General features: G+C 57.7%; 18 protein-coding genes. 4 read left to right on the top strand and 14 right to left on the bottom strand.

Annotated elements, in window-relative coordinates:
- Positions 1 to 114: 114 nt before the first annotated feature.
- Positions 115 to 423: a hypothetical protein gene (locus tag DW136_RS04600; RefSeq protein ID WP_233546538.1), complete on the bottom strand. Its 309-nt coding sequence runs from the start codon at positions 421 to 423 to the stop codon at positions 115 to 117.
- A gap of 135 nt (positions 424 to 558) precedes the next feature.
- Here DW136_RS04600 and DW136_RS04595 point away from each other — a divergent pair, with 135 nt between their 5' ends.
- Both DW136_RS04595 and DW136_RS04590 read left to right on the top strand, forming a co-directional pair.
- Complete coding sequence (locus tag DW136_RS04595) at positions 559 to 1,521, top strand: hypothetical protein (RefSeq protein ID WP_118289178.1); 963 nt, start codon at positions 559 to 561, stop codon at positions 1,519 to 1,521.
- Positions 1,522 to 1,660: 139 nt separating this feature from the next.
- A complete protein-coding gene (locus DW136_RS04590; protein ID WP_118289177.1) occupies positions 1,661 to 2,968 on the top strand; it encodes a hypothetical protein in 1,308 nt (435 codons plus the stop codon).
- Positions 2,969 to 3,071: 103 nt separating this feature from the next.
- On the opposite strand, the gene ettA is transcribed toward DW136_RS04590, so the two are convergent.
- The 3 genes from ettA to DW136_RS04575 form a co-directional block, all read right to left on the bottom strand.
- Positions 3,072 to 4,751, bottom strand: coding sequence for an energy-dependent translational throttle protein EttA (ettA, locus tag DW136_RS04585; protein ID WP_118289176.1), 1,680 nt, complete (start codon positions 4,749 to 4,751; stop codon positions 3,072 to 3,074).
- Positions 4,752 to 4,935: 184 nt separating this feature from the next.
- Positions 4,936 to 5,640: an SdpI family protein gene (locus DW136_RS04580; RefSeq protein ID WP_118289175.1), complete on the bottom strand. Its 705-nt coding sequence runs from the start codon at positions 5,638 to 5,640 to the stop codon at positions 4,936 to 4,938.
- Positions 5,633 to 5,911: an autorepressor SdpR family transcription factor gene (locus DW136_RS04575; RefSeq protein ID WP_118289174.1), complete on the bottom strand. Its 279-nt coding sequence runs from the start codon at positions 5,909 to 5,911 to the stop codon at positions 5,633 to 5,635. The genes DW136_RS04580 and DW136_RS04575 overlap by 8 nt, the downstream gene beginning before the upstream one ends.
- Positions 5,912 to 6,370: 459 nt before the next feature.
- On the opposite strand from DW136_RS04575, the gene DW136_RS04570 reads away from it, so the two are divergent.
- Both DW136_RS04570 and DW136_RS04565 read left to right on the top strand, forming a co-directional pair.
- On the top strand, positions 6,371 to 7,168 hold the full coding sequence (locus DW136_RS04570) for a ThiF family adenylyltransferase (RefSeq protein ID WP_118289173.1): 798 nt from the start codon (positions 6,371 to 6,373) through the stop codon (positions 7,166 to 7,168).
- Positions 7,169 to 7,181: 13 nt separating this feature from the next.
- The gene (locus DW136_RS04565) at positions 7,182 to 7,964 is read left to right on the top strand and encodes a TatD family hydrolase (protein WP_118289172.1); all 783 of its coding nucleotides are present in this window, start codon (positions 7,182 to 7,184) and stop codon (positions 7,962 to 7,964) included.
- An 81-nt stretch (positions 7,965 to 8,045) separates the two neighbouring features.
- On the opposite strand, the gene DW136_RS04560 is transcribed toward DW136_RS04565, so the two are convergent.
- From DW136_RS04560 to DW136_RS04515, 10 genes are all read right to left on the bottom strand, one after another.
- Positions 8,046 to 9,563 carry an FGGY-family carbohydrate kinase gene (locus tag DW136_RS04560; protein ID WP_118289171.1) on the bottom strand — a complete coding sequence of 506 codons (1,518 nt, stop codon included), beginning with the start codon at positions 9,561 to 9,563 and terminating at the stop codon, positions 8,046 to 8,048.
- Between the two features lie 6 nt (positions 9,564 to 9,569).
- On the bottom strand, positions 9,570 to 10,379 hold the full coding sequence (locus tag DW136_RS04555) for a BtpA/SgcQ family protein (protein ID WP_118289170.1): 810 nt from the start codon (positions 10,377 to 10,379) through the stop codon (positions 9,570 to 9,572).
- Positions 10,380 to 10,412: 33 nt separating this feature from the next.
- The gene (locus DW136_RS04550; protein WP_117735290.1) at positions 10,413 to 10,841 is read right to left on the bottom strand and encodes a secondary thiamine-phosphate synthase enzyme YjbQ; all 429 of its coding nucleotides are present in this window, start codon (positions 10,839 to 10,841) and stop codon (positions 10,413 to 10,415) included.
- A 2-nt stretch (positions 10,842 to 10,843) separates the two neighbouring features.
- The gene (locus DW136_RS04545) at positions 10,844 to 11,704 is read right to left on the bottom strand and encodes an amidohydrolase family protein (protein WP_233546537.1); all 861 of its coding nucleotides are present in this window, start codon (positions 11,702 to 11,704) and stop codon (positions 10,844 to 10,846) included.
- A gap of 26 nt (positions 11,705 to 11,730) precedes the next feature.
- Positions 11,731 to 12,531 carry a fructoselysine 6-kinase gene (gene frlD, locus DW136_RS04540; protein ID WP_117637477.1) on the bottom strand — a complete coding sequence of 267 codons (801 nt, stop codon included), beginning with the start codon at positions 12,529 to 12,531 and terminating at the stop codon, positions 11,731 to 11,733.
- 121 nt (positions 12,532 to 12,652) lie between these two features.
- Positions 12,653 to 13,516 carry a PfkB family carbohydrate kinase gene (locus DW136_RS04535; protein ID WP_035138847.1) on the bottom strand — a complete coding sequence of 288 codons (864 nt, stop codon included), beginning with the start codon at positions 13,514 to 13,516 and terminating at the stop codon, positions 12,653 to 12,655.
- 13 nt (positions 13,517 to 13,529) lie between these two features.
- Positions 13,530 to 14,498, bottom strand: coding sequence for an SIS domain-containing protein (locus DW136_RS04530; RefSeq protein WP_022094440.1), 969 nt, complete (start codon positions 14,496 to 14,498; stop codon positions 13,530 to 13,532).
- Positions 14,499 to 14,560: 62 nt separating this feature from the next.
- A complete protein-coding gene (locus DW136_RS04525) occupies positions 14,561 to 15,412 on the bottom strand; it encodes a sugar phosphate isomerase/epimerase (RefSeq protein ID WP_117629752.1) in 852 nt (283 codons plus the stop codon).
- 1 nt (position 15,413) lies between these two features.
- Entirely contained in the window at positions 15,414 to 16,997 is a 1,584-nt protein-coding gene (locus DW136_RS04520) for an amidohydrolase (RefSeq protein ID WP_118289168.1), read from the bottom strand.
- A 9-nt stretch (positions 16,998 to 17,006) separates the two neighbouring features.
- A complete protein-coding gene (locus DW136_RS04515; protein ID WP_118289167.1) occupies positions 17,007 to 18,470 on the bottom strand; it encodes a YfcC family protein in 1,464 nt (487 codons plus the stop codon).
- Between the last annotated feature and the right edge of the window lie 94 nt (positions 18,471 to 18,564).

The following is an 18,564-nucleotide window of genomic DNA, read 5'->3' as shown; positions in this document are numbered from 1 at the left end:
AACGGGGCAGACTCATGATTAAAATTGGAAAAGGGAAGTCAGAATAGCGTTTAGCAGTAGAACGAGATCTCGTCCATAAGGAAGAGTGCCCGATAGCCGCTAATAAGAAATAGGCTAGGCAGCTTTTGCTCCTCCGCTTGCGGCGTAGCGATACAGCAGATGGGCGTTATTGCTCAGAAAAGTCTCAAAGCCTCGCTTCTCCTCGTCGGTGAAACGCCCCTCCCACATGGTCCAATTGTAAGAAGGCAGCTCACAACGAGCGGAGTCGAAGCCCCCTGCCGTCGGCCGTTCAAAATGCACGATAACCTTTTCAATATCGCTATCTGTAATCAGGTCAGAATGAATGACCTCGGTACCATCTTCGAATGTCATATAAGGGAACATCACGTAAACCACCTCGCAAACATAAATCCAGTTTAGCATCAAGCTATTGCACCAAAGACAGCAAGCCCCCTTGATGAGTTGATGGTATCTGTTAAATGTCACGCACGATTCACATCTGGTGGGTACCCTGATGGCTACACGAAACGAAGCAGATTTACACCGGGAGGACCCCGTATGACAACCAAGTACACCGACGCGCCGCGTACACGCGTCATGACTCCCGCCGCACTGAACAACGGCGTTCACGAAAACCATTCCATCGGACAGACCATGGCCATCGCGCCCAAAAAGGGCCTGTTCGACGACATTTCCATTCCCCAGATCATCGCCGGCGCCGCAGCTGCCGCCACGAGCGTGGCGCTTGCTTCAAAGATCGGCATTGCCGGCTCGGTGATTGGTGCCGCTGTGAGCTCGGTCATCACCGTTGTGTCCTCGCAGGTCTATCGCCACTTTATCTCCGCCAGCGCCGAAGCAATCAAGGGCACGCATGCCGCTGTCGACTACCCTGCCGGCGCCTACGAGCCCGTTGAGCCCAATGTCGAGGAGCACCTAGGTGGCGCCGCAACCACGCAGGAGATGCGCCAGGTTGCGGGACGCGCGACCACGGCGCGCGTCGCTCCCAACAGCCTGCGCGCCAAGGCGGCGGCTGAGCGCAGCCAGACGCAAAAGAAGGTCATCGTCTTCTCGATCGCTATCGCCATCGTCGCGGTCATCGCCTGCGCCGGTGCCATCCTTATCACCACTGCCGGTGAGGGTCTGGGCGAGCGTCCCGAGCCAATCCTGTCGTCGCGCACGACCGAGAGCGATGCAAATGGCAACACCCAGTCGCAGGATCAGCAGGCACAGACGGACGACACGCAAGACAGCTCTGCCTCTGCCAATTCGTCCTCGAACACCCAAAACCAATCGCAGGGCACCGATTCCTCTACGGCCAACAGTAGCTCGCCGTCCGGCACGACCAACTCAAGCCAAACGGCTGACGGTTCGCAGTCGAGCACGGGCGACCAGACGAGCGACACCACTTCGGGAACGGGCACAGCAGACAGCAGTAACACCAACAGCTCGAACAGCTCGAGCGGAACCGCGTCCGGCACGGCATCTGGCAACTCGAGCCAAGGCACGGCATCGGGCAACTAAGCACATTTGCCTCTCATAGATAACCGACCTGTACAACGGGCGCGAACCGGCAACGGTCGCGCCCGTTTACCTTGGGCGCCGTCATGGCGAGCGCCATGCGATGGTAAGATGCTTTACATGTGTAAAGAGGAGATTTGCCATGAGCAAGACAATGGTTACGCCCACGCTTTCGCTGGGCAACCACATCTATCTGTATCGCCTGCTGCGCGATGCGATTGGATGCGGCAAGCATACGTTTATGACGCAGGTCGAAGAGGCACTCGCCGCTGGCGGCATGGCCGCTTATGACCTGGGCTTCGAGTCCACGCGCGAGCTGCTCGAGGAGCTCGACGACTGCATTAAGCTGACCGTCTTTAAGGGCGGTCGCCTGTATGCCACCGTCATCGCCAACGAGGCCTGGGATGCCGCCCTTGCCAAGGGCGAGGACAAGCCCAAGGCAGCCAAGGGCGCCAAGCAGTCCTACAAAAAGAAAAAGCGCGGCGAGAAGGACCTGAAGGCCGTGCGCCCCAAGCACGTTAAGCGTCCTGAGCCCGAGCCCGTGGTTGAAGCTGTGCCGAAGCCCGAGCCCGAGGCAGAGATCGAAGTCGCTATTGAGGCAGCTGCAGAAGCCGAACCCGAAATCGCCGCCACGACCGATCCCGAAGTCATATCCGAGCAGGAAGCAACTGTGGAGCTCAACGAAGCGCCCAAGTCGACAACCGAAGAAGCCGCTGACCAACCCGAGACGCCTGCGCTCCAAAACAGCGATGTCTTTGGCAACGAGGCCGAGGACGATCAGCCCGAAGAACTCGCAGAACAGGACGCTACCGAGGCGGCATCGGAGCCCGAGGCACCGCAGCCCGCCATCTCGCTCACGGTCGTCTATGACCCCGAGAACGCCAACGCCGGCATCACCACCATGGCATCCACGCCGGTCGAGACAAAGCCGTCTGTCGAGGCAGAGGACGCCCCGCAAGCCGACGCCAAAACCGAGACTGAAGACACATCCGTCTCCGTGGAACCGACAGATTCCGCAGTTAAGCCAGAACCGGCGCCCGAGTCTGCACCCGTCATCGAGTCCGCATCCGCACCTGTCTATGACCAAATTCCCGCACCGGTACCGGCTTCGGTACCCGCAGCAGCACCGGCCCCCGCACCCACAGCACCGACCATCCCCGAGGACTTCCCCGTCGATTTCGCAACCGAGGTCTTCTGCCCCGGCCCGTTGCTACACCAGCTGTCGACCTATCTCCCCTACGGCGCCGACACGCTCGGCATCGTCGGCGAGTACTACTGGATCGCCCGCGAACGCGGCACCATCGAGGCCGCGCGAAACCGCGCAATCTTCCCCCTGCGCTACACGCAGGCCGGCGAGCGCCACGAAGTCACCGTGCGCATCCGCCGCAACACCACCGGAGGCCTCGGAGCCACCTGGACCGTCGACAAGGTTGAAGAATCCAACGAATAGCAAAACGCGGCGAACGTCACAAATACGTTCGCCGCGTTTTTTTATTTTCCCAGGTTGAGCATACGTTCGTGTGACAAAGGGGCTGTCCCTTTGCCACATCAAACTAGTCCCTGGTAAGTTTCCTGTGGATACGATGCGGCTGGGATGCGTCCTCGCCCAGGCGCTCGATGCGGTTGGCCTGATAGGCCTCGAAGTTACCCTCAAACCAATACCAGTTGCCCGGGTTCTCATCGGTGCCCTCCCACGCCAGGATGTGCGTGGCAACGCGGTCCAGGAACATACGATCGTGGCTAATGACCACCGAGCAGCCCGGGAACTCGAGCAGCGCCGCCTCGAGCGAGGACAGCGTCTCGACGTCGAGGTCGTTCGTGGGCTCGTCGAGGAGCAGCAGGTTGCCGCCCTGCTTGAGCGTAAGCGCCAAGTTCAGACGGTTGCGCTCGCCACCGGAGAGCACGCCGGCGCGCTTCTGCTGGTCCTGACCCTTAAAGCCAAAGCTCGCCACATAGGCGCGGCTCGGGACCTCGGTCTCGCCGACCATCATGTGGTCCAGGCCGTCCGAGACGACCTCCCACAGGTTCTTGTCGGGGTCGATGCCGGAACGGTTCTGGTCGACGTAAGAAATCTTGACGGTCTCGCCCACCTCGAGCTCGCCCGAAGTCAGCGGCTCCAAACCCACGATGGTCTTGAAGAGCGTGGTCTTGCCGACACCGTTGGGGCCGATGACGCCCACGATGCCGTTACGCGGCAGGGTGAATGAAAGGTCGTCGATGAGCACGCGGCCATCGAACTCCTTGTGCAGGTGATGGGCCTCGAGCACCTTGTTGCCCAGACGCGGGCCCACAGGGATGCGGATGTCGGTCCAGTCGAGCTTCTGGCTTGCGCGGGCCTCGGCCTCCATCTCCTCGTAGCGAGCCAGACGGGCCTTGTTCTTGGCCTGGCGAGCCTTGGGCGAGCTGCGCACCCACTCGAGCTCGGCCTCCATGCGCTTGGCGAGCTTGGCATCGCGGTTGCCCTGCGCCTCGATACGCGCGGCCTTGGTCTCCAGATACGTGGAGTAGTTGCCCTTGTAGGGATAAAGGTGGCCGCGGTCGACCTCGCAGATCCACTCGGCAACGTTATCCAGGAAGTAGCGATCGTGCGTGACGGCAAGGACCGCACCCTGGTAGTTGTGCAGGAAGTGCTCGAGCCACAGGATCGACTCAGCGTCCAGGTGGTTCGTGGGCTCGTCGAGCAGCAGCAGGTCGGGAGCCTCGAGCAGCAGCTTGCACAGGGCCACACGGCGGCGCTCGCCGCCGGAAAGCACGTTGACCGGCATGTCGGAATCGGGCAGCTGCAGGGCGTCCATGGCCTGGCCGAGCTTGGAATCGATATCCCAGCCGTCGGCGGCATCAATCTCGTCCTGGAGCTTGCCCATCTCGGCCATGAGGGCGTCCATGTCGCAGTCCGAGTCGCACATCTCCTCGCCGATCTTGTTAAAGCGGTCGACCTTGGCAAGCATATCGCCAAACGCCATGCGCACGTTCTCGATGACGGTCTTGTCGTCATCGAGCGGCGGCTCCTGCTGCAGGATTCCTACGGTGTAGCCGGGGGTGAGCCTGGCATCGCCGTTGGAGACTTCCTCGATACCGGCCATAATTTTGAGCAGGGTCGACTTACCCATGCCGTTGGGACCCACAACGCCGATCTTAGCACCGGGATAGAAGCTCAGGGTCACGTCGTCAAGAATCACCTTGTCGCCATGGGCCTTGCGAGCCTGATACATCTGGTAGATAAACTCCGCCATTTGCCTGTTTTATCCTTTCTACCTGCTGTTTCCCTATTCTTGATTCGCTTTAGTGGAAACGAAATGAGGAAACCAGCTCTGAAACTTAACGAAAAAGGGGCATGGTTGCCCACACCCCCTAATACTACCTGGGAAAAGTCCCCCTTAACACACTATGAACTGCGTACGCTAGTTTTCCGCAACCTTAACGAGCAGCTCGCTGCGATTTGCGCCACAGCAGATACGAATAGACGTAGGCAGCTCCAGCTGAACCAAACGCCAGAACCGCAATCACCGCGGCGACGACTTCACTCGAAAGCACGCTACCGGCCACGCCCATCACAATCAAACCAACACCCAGCACCATAAAGCAGGCGCCGCCAAAACGCTGCGTACGGCGCCAGTTCTCGGGATCGGCAAGCGCCCAAGGCGTCTTGATACCGAGCGTATAGTTCTGCTTCACACGCGGCAAGTAGTTGCCTACGCCGATGAACAGCAAACCGATAGCACCGGAAATCAGCACGTTGACCGAACCGACCGCCGGCACCACGCCCCAGACCGTAAGCTCACCCAACCAGCTTATGGCACACATGAACAAGGTGAAGGCGATTACGAAGCCCTGATAGAACTTGCCCGAGGTTCGATATGCCTCACCTTTGGGGTCAATGCGTGGCACCACGTAGAACATTGCAAGAAGTGCCAGAGGCAGCACGCCGAGCGCGGAGGCCATCCAGCTAGGGCCCCAACCGTCGACGGCGCCGTTCGCTCCCCAGTGCGTGGGAATCTGTGCAGGCAAGCTCGGCATCACCATAAGGTGCGCCGCGACATTAATAGCGCAGACCACAACAAGCATGGCCCATACACGCGGCGATACCCCCGTGGCGTGAATGCCCTTGTTTTCTTTATTCATCCTCATCACCTTCAGTGTCCGTAAAGCCCATAAACCAGCCAATCAAGTCCTGCATGACGGTGGTGTTTAAGCCGTAAACGATGTTTTGGCCATGGCGCTCGTCGGTCACCAGCCCGGCGTTTTTGAGCGTCGCCAAATGATGGCTCAATGACGGCTTGCTGATGTCAAAATGCTCGGCAAGCTCCCCGGCCGTACAATTGCCCTCGCGCAGCAACTCCAAAATGCGCCGTCGCGTTGGATCGGCAAGCGCCTTAAAACCCTCTCCCGGCATAGGACCTCCTCTCACTATCTATCACGACGCGCACAGTATACTCGTTATTTAGATGTTTGTCTAATTATCTAATTTGATACTACGTATAGAACATTCGTTCGTTTTTAGATACAATGGGCCAAGAAGCAGATGGGTCAGCTCCCTCTTACCAAGAAGGAGATGGACTATGAGTATTGACGATGTTCTGACGTTGTTATTGCTTGTAATCGCGGCCGTTGAGCTCGGCATCCACATTGGAGGTCGAATGAAATAGCCGCCCCCGCGTAATGCGAAGACGGCCACTTCTCACGCCATAAACGTGTTTCGGAGTTGGCTAACCCGCGGCAACGGGTGCCATCTGCTTCATCTTATGCGAATCCCGACCTCATTTCAACAAGCCTCAAGGGCTCAAATGGAATCGCGATAATACCTATAATGACGATAGCTAAACACGACCCGCTTCCCCATCGGAGGATATCTATGACCGAAACCGCAGCTGCAGGTCCCGTCGAGACTCGCGACACCAAGCTCGAGATCATCATGGGCCGCGAGGCGCTCAATAAACTCGCCAACGCCACGGTGCTGGTGCTGGGCTGTGGCGGCGTGGGATCCAACTGCTGCGAAGCGCTCGCACGCGGCGGCATTGGCCATTTTGTGATCCTGGACAAGGACATCATCGCGCCCAGCAACATCAACCGCCAGGCCATCGCCTTTCACAGCACCATCGGCAAGCGCAAGGTGGATGTAATGGAAGCCATGATCAACGACATCAATCCCGCTGCCACCGTTATCAAACGCACCGAATACCTGCTGAGCGACACCATCGATGATTTCTTCGCGAGCGTTTTGGAGCAGACAGGTGGCAAGCTCGATTACGTCATCGACGCCATCGACACCATTTCGGCCAAGCTCGCCATTGCCAAATATGCTCAGGACCACGACATCCGTTTGGTTAGCTCCATGGGCGGGGCTAACAAGCTCCATCCCGAGTGCCTCCGCTTTGCCGACATCTTCGATACGGTACGTGACCCCATGAGCCGCATCATGCGCAAAGAATGTAAGAAGCGCGGAATCAAGAGCCTACATGTACTGTTTAGCTGCGAGGAATCGGTTAAGACACAGCCCCGCGACCCTTCCAACATCCACGAGCGTACCGAGCTGGGCACCGCCAGTTTTATGCCGCCCATCATGGGCCAGATGATTGCCGGCGAGGTTATCAGACAGATCAGCGGACGCGGCACCGAGCGCGTGCGCGCCGACGGCCAGCGCTTGGACTAGCAGGGATGCCGCGATGGAGCCGCAGCTGTTTGATGCACACTGTCATCTTGATTTGATGGCCTGCCCGGATACCGTTGCCGATGAGACGAGGGCACTGGGTCTGGGTCTATTTGACTGCGGCGTCGACCCACGCGACTTCGCGGCAGCAAAAACACGTGCCAGTCACCGCCCGAGCATCATCGCGGGCGTCGGCCTCCATCCCTGGTGGCTCGCCGACGGCCGATGCAGCGCTACCGAAATCGATCTGCTTTGCGAAGTTGCTGCACAAGAGCGTTTTATCGGCGAGGTGGGACTCGACTTTTCCGCACGCTTTGCAGGAAGCGAGCCGCTACAAATACAGGCGCTTGACCGGCTCTGCGATGCGCTCGTGCAGCATCCTCTTGTCGGGCGTGTGATATCAATTCACGCCGTTCGTTCGGCAGGAACCGTACTGGACGTCCTCGAATCGCATGGACTACTCATCCCAAACCCCGACTCCCCCGCTATCATCTTCCACTGGTTTAGCGGTACTTCGGACGAACTCGTCCGCGCGCGAAACGCAGGCTGCTATTTTTCCGTGAACGAGCGTATGCTCGCCACCAAGCGCGGCCGCGAATATGCCCGACAGATTCCACTCGACCGTCTACTGCTCGAGACCGATGCGCCGGCCGAGCCAAACACAGAAACAAGCGCGCAGTCGCTCATCAAATCGCTCGCAAGGACCTCGATGCGCATTGCCTCACTCAAAAACTGTGACGCAAAGCGCATCGAGTCGGTAGTTTTAGCAAATGCGCACTCTGTTTTTGACCTTCGCTAACCCCTGTGGGCAAAAATGCCAAGGGACATGCGAATCGCACAACGCAGTCCTTATTTTGGAAGCCAGTACAATTCGGCAGCATTACACCAATTCGTGCATGAGATCACGGTTGCGTGCATACAATTCGTCAAAGATGTGACGGCGCGACGCATATAACTCGTGGGCAGCCATATCGGGCACGATTGTTTGCGCAACGCCAAGGACTTGGGCGAGCTCATCCCATGATGCATAGGCGCCACCTGCGAGAGCTGCCATGATGGCATCACCGAAGCATGCGCCCACCGTAACCTTGGCAACCGAGACCTCGCGCCCGCATACGTCGGCGATAGCTTGCATCCAAACTGGATTCTTGGTTCCACCTCCGACAAGCATAATGCGCCCAATTGGCAGTCCATGCTCTCGCTCGATAATGTCGACATGGGATGCAACGGTATACGCGACGCCTTCCAAGGCGGCGCGAACCATATGGGCTCGCGTATGCCTTCCGGTCAAGCCAAAGAAGACGCCACGCGCCTCGGGATCGTTGAGCGGAGTACGCTCCCCCGCAAAGTACGGCAGACACAGGAGCCCATCGGCACCCGGCGCCACATCGGCGGCATCATGCGCCATAACCGAATATGCATCGGGGCCACCGTGGCCCTCGGCCTCTACGGCGTCGCGATACAGCTCTTGGCGCAGCCACGATGTGAGCGCACCCGCCGTATTGGTCCCCGCGCAGATCCCGTAAGTTCCGGGAATGATAAACGTCCCTGGCCACAGACGTGCATCATCGATCATATGATCAGCTAGGTAGATGAAATACGCCGTACTCCCCAACTGAACCATCATATCGCCGGGACGGAATACACCCGTCGAAATGGCCTCGGCACCAGAGTCGCCCGTTCCCACTAAGACAGGTGTCCCTGCCGCGAGCCCCGTCGCCTCAGCCGCACGCTGCGTAATCACCCCGGCAATATCGGTAGCCGACATTACCTCCGCCATCTGGTCAGGCCGGCAGAAACGAGCACATTCCCGAGCATCAACCTTCCAAGTGTAGCGGTCATATAGGGGAAGAAAATCCTCCGCCAAATAACGGTCCACCGTAAAACGCCCCGTCAACTTTGCGCACAGAAACGATGACGCCGTCAGGAACTTCGCGGCACGTTCGTGCACCTCGGGCATATTCTCCTTAAACCACAAGATCTTAGGAGCAATATCTGACGAACAGGGATCGTGCCCGAAAAGTTCGCGCGCGCGATCTGACCCATATTCGGAAAGAAGCTCGTCAATCTGCGGCTTCGAACGTGCATCGACTCCATACAAAATCGCGGGCGCCAGCGCGTTGCACTCGGTATCGACCGGCACACAGTCGCAACCCAATGCGGAAAGGCCCACGCATCCGATCTGTGCCGCGTTAACCCCCGATCGCGCCACCAGCTCGCGCGACAGGCGGCAAAAATCGCCCCACCAAACTGCCTCCGCATCATGCTGGTACCATCCATCACACGGGTTGTCCGTCTCGTGTCCACAAGAGGCCTGGCAAACGATGTTGCATCGATCATCGATTAAAACGCCTTTAGAGGCGCTTGTCCCAATATCAATACCCAGATAGAGCGCCATAGGTGCCTACTCCCCTCGCGCCGTGCGAGCGGCAGCCATAAAACGAGCTACCCGCTCAACATCAACCGGGGCATCCAGCTTTCCGTCGCGCTTTAAGCACGTGCCGACAAACGCGCCATCGTAGTGAGCAAATACGTCAGCCACGGTATTTTCGCGACAACCGGTGCCACATACCACAGGCACTTCGCCAACACGCTCGCGGACCTCATCGGCAAGCTCGCCCGAAGCGCCGCGACCGGCAGCCGAACCGCCGATGACCATCGCATCCGGTAGGCAATTAAAGAGAAGTGAATCGGCAATGTCCGCAGTCGTGCGGTCGTTGAGATAAACCTCCCCCTCGCTCGTGATGAAGTGAAAAAGCTTGAGGTCGTCCAGGCGCAGCGCCGCCTTGCGACGCATGGTGTGAGCGAAATCTCGGTTAATCAGCCCGAGATCACCGGCCCAGGCACCGCAAAAATTGCAGCGCGTGAACTGCGCGTCGACGGCAGCGCACAGCTCGATTGTGGCATCACCATCGTAAATAGCTTCAGCTCCCCAAGGAGTCGACAGATCATGGGATAGAGCCCCGATTACACAGCCCATCGATGCAAGGGTTGAGGGAGAAACATGCTGCTCATAGGGCATCGAGAGCTCATTGGTAATCAAAATGCCATCGACACCGCCCTGCTGCAACGCCTCGAGATCGCGCTTGGCGGCTTCCACGACCTGCGACACGCTTCCGCCCGGGTAATACAGTGGATCGCCCGGCAGAGGACGCAGGTGCAGCATTCCGATAACCGGCTTTTCGGTCTTGAACATCGAGGTTAGAAACGACATAACGTGCTCCTTCTTAGGGTCATTGCAGGGACGTTACTCCCCCAGCACCTCGACGTACACTTTTCGCTTCTGCGGACCGTCAAACTCCGCAAGATAGATGTTCTGGGCACCTCCGCACACGATGTGGCCATCTTGGACGGGAAAGAAGCAACTGTTTCCACAAATCATGCTCTTGATATGCCCACAGGAGTTGTTACCGGTGGCTCCATAGCTCGGCAGGAAGTGTGCATGCGCATAGGGGGCATCGAGTGGGGCGATGCGATCAAGCGTCTCCATAAGATCCGTCTCCACGCAGGGCAGCCCCTCGTTTACCACGATTCCGCAGGTCGTATGCGACAAAATAATCGCCGCCAAGCCATTGGTCACCGAGCTGCGCTCGATGGCAGCGTGCACGTCCTCGGTAATATCGATGAACTGGTCCGGAGCAGTCGATAGATAGCTCAATGTCTCGAGCGTCACCATGTTCACTCATCCCCTTCAAGAAAACGCAGGGCATTACCCCAGTAGAGCCTTTCTCGCGCATCATCGCGCATGGGCACGGTATCGAGCGCCCGCTTGAGTTTGAATGTACGGAAGCGCGGCGTATTGCTGGCGAACATCACTTGGTGCGATAGCGCGCGCTCATACCACAGCGGCCCCATATCGACAGTGAAAAGACGCTGCATCATCTCCTCGGGCGAATCGATGTAAGTGATAGAGGTGTCCGCGTAGCAGTTGGGATACTTGAGCAGCATCGCCACGGTCTCGCGCACCCAGGGCCAGCCAAAATGGGTCAAACTAAAACGCACATTTGGATGCGTTGCGATTGTGTGCTCAAATGCAAGCGGGTTACTGCGCGAGAGCTCTGCGCCCGGCTCCCAAGACATACCGGCATGGAAAACCACCGGCTTGTTATAACGCTCGCACAGTTCGTAAAGCGGCTCGGCCACAGCATCATCGGGGGCAAAACCCTGCTTTGCAGGATGCAGGCAAAGCCCCTTTGCCCCCAACTCGGTAAAGGCGCGCTCCAATTCGTCTGCGGCACCGCTCACCTGCGGGTCTACGCTCGCAAATCCCCACAGACGATCGGGATGTGCGGCAACCAGCATGGCAATCTGGTCATTGGTGCCAAAGTGCCCTCCGCATGCCGTGGTTACATCGAGCGGCATGAGCACGCTCTTCTGCACATCGCAGACGTCCATCTCGACTTGAAGCTCATCCCAATCCATGGGGCCCATATGCCCCATACCAAATTCTCGTGACCAAAAACCGAATCCATCAGGCTCATCACCCGGCGTACAGATCTCGCCGTAGAGCATAGGATGGACCAACATGTCGATAACCATTTCGTACTCCTTTCCAGGCATTTGCCCTAGTACGGCTCAAAAGAACCAATCACTCGGGACGACAGCTCAGCGCCCGCCTTCATACACGCCGGAATATCAAGGCCATCGATCACGCCCTTGGTAAACCCGGCGATATACGAGTCGCCGGCACCCACGGTATTAACGACCTTCTCCGCCGGCACGATCCCGCACTCATAGAAGCGCTCACCGTCATAGGCAATGCTTCCCTTCTCGCCAAGCGTGGCAACCGCAACGCGCGGCCCCAATTCCTGCGCGTGACGTACCCAGTCTCGCAGCTCCGGAGTGTCATCTTCAAACGACATAAATGCGTAGTCAACGTAGGGAAAATGATTCTCGCAGGCATATTCGGGATCCTGGCTGAACACCGAGAAGTCCATAACCACCGTCTTGCCCGCATCATGCCACTCGGGCAGGAGGTCCAAACAATTGCCAAACAGGTCGGTATGAATGATGTCATGCTCTAGGATAAACGCCCGGTCGTCTTCATTCGGTCGATATGTCTCCATTACGCCATCGATTGCCTCGAGATGCACACGATCGACGCCGTCTTTCAATGCCATGAGCATCACCGAAGTGTCGCCATCCTCCACCCGCAGGTGTGAGATATCGAACCCCTCGGCAGCCAGCGCCTCCCTCATCTTGTCTCCGTACTCGTCCTTGCCGACAACCGACACGGCGGATACCGAAACGCCCATTCGTGCAAGATGGATACCCCAGTCAATGCCGTTACCAGTCGGATAGAACACGCCGATGTTTTGATAGACGTCCGCGCAGCAAAAACCAGCCGCACACGCTTTAATACCCATACTCTTCTCCAATGTTCAAAAGGGGACCCACCACATAACGAGCCCCCTTTTCGCGTTTCGCTTATTGTTTTGCATCGGCTGTCCAAGGCCTCATAGCCAGACCGCCGTACGCTTTCTTAAGCTATTCGACGATTGGTGCTCCGTGGCCCCAAGAACCTTCCATGCCGCACACGGTCGAGGCAAACCCGGCGGCAAAATCGAGCGCGCGCTCGATGGCCTCGGCGCCATCCTCACCACGCTTGGCGGAATCGAGATAGCACATCAAAAACGAGGTGAGGAACGAGTCGCCCGCCCCCATGGTGTCCTTCATGTCCGTTACCGGTTTAGCCAGCTGGCGGTAATAACGCTCGCCGTCGTAAGCAATGCAGCCCTCGGCGCCCGCCGTAGCCGACACAAAACGCGGACCCAGGCCCTTCACCCATGCCAGACGCTCGCGAATCTCGTCCTCACTCGCGGCATCCGCCGCACTAAAGAAAGCAAAATCGACGTAGGGCGCAATCTGCTCGTAGTACTCGTCGGTGGAGTCGTCCGAAAAGTCAAAAGAGACCGTGACGCCCGCAGCCTTCAACTTGGGCAGCTCGCGCTCGGTAAAGCAATAGTTGCCCGAATGAACCACATCGAACTGCTTCATGTACGAAAGGTCAAAGCGATCGAGGACATAGCGCGCATCGCCACGGATACCGCCCTCGTTGGAGCCGAGGAAGACACGGTCACCGTCAACGACGGTCACGCGAGCCGCTCCGTTCTCGCCAATCATCTGCTCGCACTTGTCAAGTTCGATACCCTCATCCTCGAGGCTTGCAATGACATGCTCGGCAGCGGCGTCATTGCCAAAAATGCCCATGTATGCAGAGCGTGCGGCACCGCATTTCTTGGCATAAACGGCGAAGTTCACCGCATTGCCGCCGGGATACATAGTGTGGATATGCTCGTAGCGATCGACGACGTTGTCGCCAAATCCGAGCGCGTTAACGTTAAATGCCATGGTATTTACCCTTCTAGTACTCGACGACGCCCATGTAGCGACGGAAATCGGGATCATGGTCAAACACCTTGCCGCGTGCGGCACGCAGCTCGCAGTTCATGGCGTAGAACAGCACCGGGTCCAGATAGGCACGGACGCTCGCCGGCACGGCTTCCATACCGTACTCCTTGGCATCGAGCACCATCAGCGTATCGGTATGCGTCTTAAGGAACGCCAGGGCGCGCTCGTCCATAGCACGGCACTCGCTGGAGCCCATCTGCAGGAAGTAAAAAACGCCATCCTGAGTAGCCTCGAAGGGGCCATGGAAGTACTCGGCAGAGTGGATGTAGCTGCAGTGCTGCCACTGCATCTCCATAAGAGAGCAGATAGCGAAACCGTAGGTCTGGCTAAAGTTGGGACCGCTGCCCAGAATATAGAAGAACTCATGCTCCTGGCAAAGCTTGGCAAAACGATCGCCCAGCTCGGCATTTACCTTCTCGCGTGCCGGGGGAAGAATCTTATCCATCTCGGCGATACCGGCATACATATCGGCAAGATCGGCGTAGCCCTCCTGCTGATCGAGCAGCTCTGCCGCAAGCGACAGCGAAATGCCAGCGGGGACCTCGGCCTGCGGCACGCCCTCGCCCCACGGGTAGACCCACGTGGTCCACTTGCCGGAGTCAATCTTGGATCCAGCGTTGTCGGTCTGGGCGATTACCGTAGCGCCGGCAGCAAGGGCAATCTCACAGCCCTCGACGACCTCGGGGGTGTTGCCACTGTGGCTGCAAGCAATGACCAGGGATTTCTCACCCAAGCGGCGTGGGCGCATGATATCAAACTCGCGAGCCGTATAGATATACGAAGTGAAGGTGGTTGCCTCGCGCTGCAGAAGCTCATGAGCCGGGATCAAATCGATCATGGAGCCACCGCAAGCAATCCAGTAGACGCTGTCGAACTTGCCCTTCTCGGCAATTGCCTCTTTGATCAGATCGTGTGCGTTCATATCCAGTTCCTTTCTTGTTTGGCCCGCAATCAATGACGTTGGCTGCGTGGCCGATAGTTGTTTTAGTCAATCAGATATTTCTCGAATGCGGCCATGTTCTTGGCATCTGCCGCCGCCGGGTCATCGTAGTAACGGCCGTCCGTGATTTCCTGGCCCAGCATGCCGTCGAAACCATGGGCGTTGAGTGTGGCGACGAAGGCGTCCATATCGTGCTTGCCATCGCCCCACACCAGATGGCCATACGGATCGCCGTCGATAAAGTGCATCTCGTGAATTGCCCCATCACCAAAGGCGGCAAACCAGTCCTCGAGCGTCTCGCCCGCAACGCCCATCGCGGTTGTATCAACCATGGGCTGTAAGTACGGGCTCGCGACCTCGTCAATCATGCGCTTCGCATCGGAAACCGTCGTCACAAGGTTGCTCTCCTCGGGACGCAGGCTTTCCATCGTAAGCACCAGACCGTGCTCGCCGGCATACTCCGCCAGAATGGACAAGTGCTCGCGGCTGCGCTTCCAGGCTTCCTCGCGGTCCTCGTCCCAGTCGCCCCAGCCCGAGTTGACGGACATACGGTCGCACCCAAGTACCTCGGCAAGCTCAATGCCGTGCTTAAAGTACGCCAGGCTGCGCTGTTCATGCAGCGGTTTGCGTGCGCAGTACTGCCAAGGATAGACAACATTCTCGGGGCACAGAGTACGATACCTAAGCCCACGGTCTGCAGCCTTTTTCGCCAGGACCTCAGCCTCAAAGTAGCCCGTATGGTCGAGTGTCACATGCGGCTCTGCACACCACAGCTCAATGGACTCAAAGCCCAAACGCTGCTGCACATCAAGGAAGTAATCGAGCGACCACATGATGTAGTGGATATTCATGCCCGCAATCTGTTCGCGGCGCAGCGTCGGTTTGGATTCAGACATCTTATGCCTCCTTATTTCGATCGAACACGATTTGTCCGTCCGACATCGTCATATCAACCGAAAGATCGCGTGCGTCGCGATAATCGAGGTCGAACACATCCCGATCGAGCACGCAGATATCGGCAAGCTTGCCGACCTCGAGCGTACCCAGCTCGTCTTCGCGCATCAGATCGTACGCGCCCCCGGCAGTCCAAGCGCGCAAGAGCTCGACAAGTGTCAGCGCGTTGGCCTCATTCACGGGCAGTCCATCGTCGAAGTATCCGCCGCACGCGCTGTAGATTGACTCGCCCAGGCTCGGAATCAGCAGCGGCAAATCCGTACCACAGCACACCGTGCATCCGGAATCTTCCATGCCGCGGCGATTCCAGCTGTGCAAAAGTCGTGTCTCGCCAATTTGTCGACGCATCATCGACAGGCAATCCTCGCGCCGGTCCAGCGTCAAAATCTGCGGATAGACCTCGCAAATTCCACCTAACTTGCCAAACTCGACAAGATCGGTCGGATCAGAGTTCTCGAGATCGGTAATCGCATGGCGGCGAAGCAACCGTCCATGCTCGTCTCGAGGCAGCGAGGCATAGAGCGCCACGGTGCGACGAACGGCGCCATCGCCCTGGCAATGCAAGGAATATCGGAAGCCGTCAGCATCAATTGCGCGCAGCTCGTTCTCAATCAGATCCCACTCGGGCTCCTCGACAACCGTCTTGCCGGCAGCGCCCGCATCGGCCGTGTCCTCATAGGGGTCAATCATCTCGGCAAGCCCCGCCCATACGCCTCGATCGGTCATACGGTTGAAGCCAGAAAAACGAACGAACGGACCCCGGAAGCGCTCTCGTGCCTCGCGAGCATATGACAGATTTGCACCGGCACCCACCGGCTGCGACATCATAGAGACGCGAACCGTCAGCTCACCAGATTCCTCACGGCGAGCCATTTCGTCGGCAAAACCGTAGTAGTCATCAAACGCCATTTCCTTGATGGCGGTAACGCCGCGCTCGTTAAGCATGCTCATGTAGTCCGAATACCCCGCACGTACCTCGGGCAGCGCGAGGAAATCGCTCATCATGCGCCAGATCTTCTCGGCATAGCACGCCTGGGGTGTGAAGCCGTATCGCGCACTGGCGGCAGCATTGAGAACGCAGGTCTCCGCACCCGGTGTAAAGCAGACGACAGGGATATCGCCAAAACAATCGTCAAACACAGCTGCCGTATTTGCGTTCTCGGCATCCGATGCCAACATTTCGGGCAGGTTGTGGCCAAAAGCCGCCGCGCAATCCGGATGATCTTCTTTCCATGCACGCAAGAGCGACACGGCCTCTTTGGCATCAGTGATGCCGGACAGATCAGACCCCAACGTCCGCAGCGCCCAGCCTGTATAGAAGGTATGCACATCGATCAGGCCAGGCATGACGGTGCGGTCGCCCAGGTCAACTACCTCGTCCGCCTGGGTCAAATACGAAGCTACCTCACACTTGGTGCCAACCGCCTCAATTCGATTGCCACGGACCGCTACGAAACCTTCAAACGGCAGGTCCCCCGTACCGGTAAAGACGCTCTTAGACGTCAGGACCGTCAAACGATCGGACATTATAATCACCTACGCCGGAAGCATGCCAGAAATGGCAGTAATGACCAAGCCAAACACGACCATGAAGGTGAAGAACTTCCAAATGGTCTTCCACCATTGGCCAAACGAAATCTTAGCCACGCCAAGGCCGGCAACCGTCATGCCCGCCACGGGACTGATGGTGTTGATGGTCTGGTTGGCAAACTGGAGCGCGGTAACGGCCGCCTCGGGATTGAGGCCCATGAGCTCGGTCAGGGGGCCCATAACGGGCATGGTGAGTGCCGCCAGGCCAGAACTCGAGGGAACCAGCAAAGAGAGCAGGCCAAGGACGATATACATAAACGTGGTGTAGACGGCGGCGGGTGCACCGGCGAGCGCAGTAGCGAGCGCCTGGAGGATGGTGTCGATGATCATGCCGCCCTCGGCGATGACCAGAATACCGCGAGCGATACCGATAACGATGGCGGCGTACGCAAAGTCGGCGAGACCCTTAACGAACTCCTCGGCAATCGTCTGCTGGTCAAGACCGCCCAGGATACCGGCAAGCAAGCCCATGCCAAGGAACACGGCGGAAATCTCATTCATGTACCAACCCTGGGTAACAAGACCCCAGACGATAATGCCCATACCGCAAGCAAAATCGATAAGCACGAGCTTCTGACGGGTAGTGAACTCTTCCTCGATGGAGACATCGGTCACGGAAAACTCGATACGCTTGAGCTTATCGTCCTCGTACGTAATGGACGACTCGGGGTTTTTCTTGACGCGCATGGCGTAGCGCATAGCCCATGCGATACCGACGGCAGTGAAGATGACCCAAGAAACGGCGCGCAGCCACAGTTGCGGATTGCCCTCGATGCCAATGATGCCCTGGGCGATCAGAACATTAAACGGATCGATGGTCGAAGCACAATATCCCAGGTTAGGACCAAGGAAGCAGATGATGAATGCCGTCATCGAGTCATAACCGATACCCATCATGATGGGAATGAAGATGGCATAGAACGGCAGGGCTTCCTCAGACATACCAAACGTGGTGCCGCAAATGGACAGCAACGTCATCGTGATGGGAATGATGAGGATGTCCTTGTTCTTGAGCTTTTTAATCACACGGCTCATGCCGGCATTCAAAGCGTTGGTCTTGGTGATGATTGCGAACGATCCGCCAATCAATAAGACAAACGCAACGACGTCGGCAGCCTCCTGGATGCCCTTAGTGGGCGCTTGCAGGACCGCGAAGATATCCTGACCCAGATTGATGGTCTCGCCGGTCTCGGAATCGGTGTAGTTCTTATCGACCTGTTCATAGGTTCCAGCAACGGCGACTTCACGCTCGCCCGCCGCTGTCGAAATCGTCTTGCGCTGATACTGGCCAGAGGGAACGATCCAAGTCAAGACCGCAAAGACAACGATCAGCAAGAACATGATCGTATAGACATGCGGTAATTTGAACTTAAAACGTCTGTTTGTCTTCTTCGCCTTCGTATCTGACATAGATACCTCCAAAGAACTCGAGACTGCATCGCATCTCGCTTCAACGTTTGCACAAGGCAAACGTTCTATGACGTTCTATAGGTTACCAGCAGCT

Source organism: Collinsella sp. AM12-1, from assembly GCF_003472325.1.
Lineage (GTDB): Bacteria > Actinomycetota > Coriobacteriia > Coriobacteriales > Coriobacteriaceae > Collinsella.
The sequence above is the reverse complement of the archived record's forward strand: the minus strand, read 5'-3'. Positions and strand labels throughout refer to the sequence as shown.

Coding starts and splice junctions, on each gene's coding strand:
- DW136_RS04600 (WP_233546538.1), bottom strand. CDS start 423: ATGCTAAACTGGATTTATGTTTGCGAGGTGGTTTACGTGATGTTCCCT.
- DW136_RS04595 (WP_118289178.1), top strand. CDS start 559: ATGACAACCAAGTACACCGACGCGCCGCGTACACGCGTCATGACTCCC.
- DW136_RS04590 (WP_118289177.1), top strand. CDS start 1,661: ATGAGCAAGACAATGGTTACGCCCACGCTTTCGCTGGGCAACCACATC.
- ettA (WP_118289176.1), bottom strand. CDS start 4,751: ATGGCGGAGTTTATCTACCAGATGTATCAGGCTCGCAAGGCCCATGGC.
- DW136_RS04580 (WP_118289175.1), bottom strand. CDS start 5,640: ATGAATAAAGAAAACAAGGGCATTCACGCCACGGGGGTATCGCCGCGT.
- DW136_RS04575 (WP_118289174.1), bottom strand. CDS start 5,911: ATGCCGGGAGAGGGTTTTAAGGCGCTTGCCGATCCAACGCGACGGCGC.
- DW136_RS04570 (WP_118289173.1), top strand. CDS start 6,371: ATGACCGAAACCGCAGCTGCAGGTCCCGTCGAGACTCGCGACACCAAG.
- DW136_RS04565 (WP_118289172.1), top strand. CDS start 7,182: ATGGAGCCGCAGCTGTTTGATGCACACTGTCATCTTGATTTGATGGCC.
- DW136_RS04560 (WP_118289171.1), bottom strand. CDS start 9,563: ATGGCGCTCTATCTGGGTATTGATATTGGGACAAGCGCCTCTAAAGGC.
- DW136_RS04555 (WP_118289170.1), bottom strand. CDS start 10,379: ATGTCGTTTCTAACCTCGATGTTCAAGACCGAAAAGCCGGTTATCGGA.
- DW136_RS04550 (WP_117735290.1), bottom strand. CDS start 10,841: ATGGTGACGCTCGAGACATTGAGCTATCTATCGACTGCTCCGGACCAG.
- DW136_RS04545 (WP_233546537.1), bottom strand. CDS start 11,704: ATGGTTATCGACATGTTGGTCCATCCTATGCTCTACGGCGAGATCTGT.
- frlD (WP_117637477.1), bottom strand. CDS start 12,531: ATGGGTATTAAAGCGTGTGCGGCTGGTTTTTGCTGCGCGGACGTCTAT.
- DW136_RS04535 (WP_035138847.1), bottom strand. CDS start 13,516: ATGGCATTTAACGTTAACGCGCTCGGATTTGGCGACAACGTCGTCGAT.
- DW136_RS04530 (WP_022094440.1), bottom strand. CDS start 14,498: ATGAACGCACACGATCTGATCAAAGAGGCAATTGCCGAGAAGGGCAAG.
- DW136_RS04525 (WP_117629752.1), bottom strand. CDS start 15,412: ATGTCTGAATCCAAACCGACGCTGCGCCGCGAACAGATTGCGGGCATG.
- DW136_RS04520 (WP_118289168.1), bottom strand. CDS start 16,997: ATGTCCGATCGTTTGACGGTCCTGACGTCTAAGAGCGTCTTTACCGGT.
- DW136_RS04515 (WP_118289167.1), bottom strand. CDS start 18,470: ATGTCAGATACGAAGGCGAAGAAGACAAACAGACGTTTTAAGTTCAAA.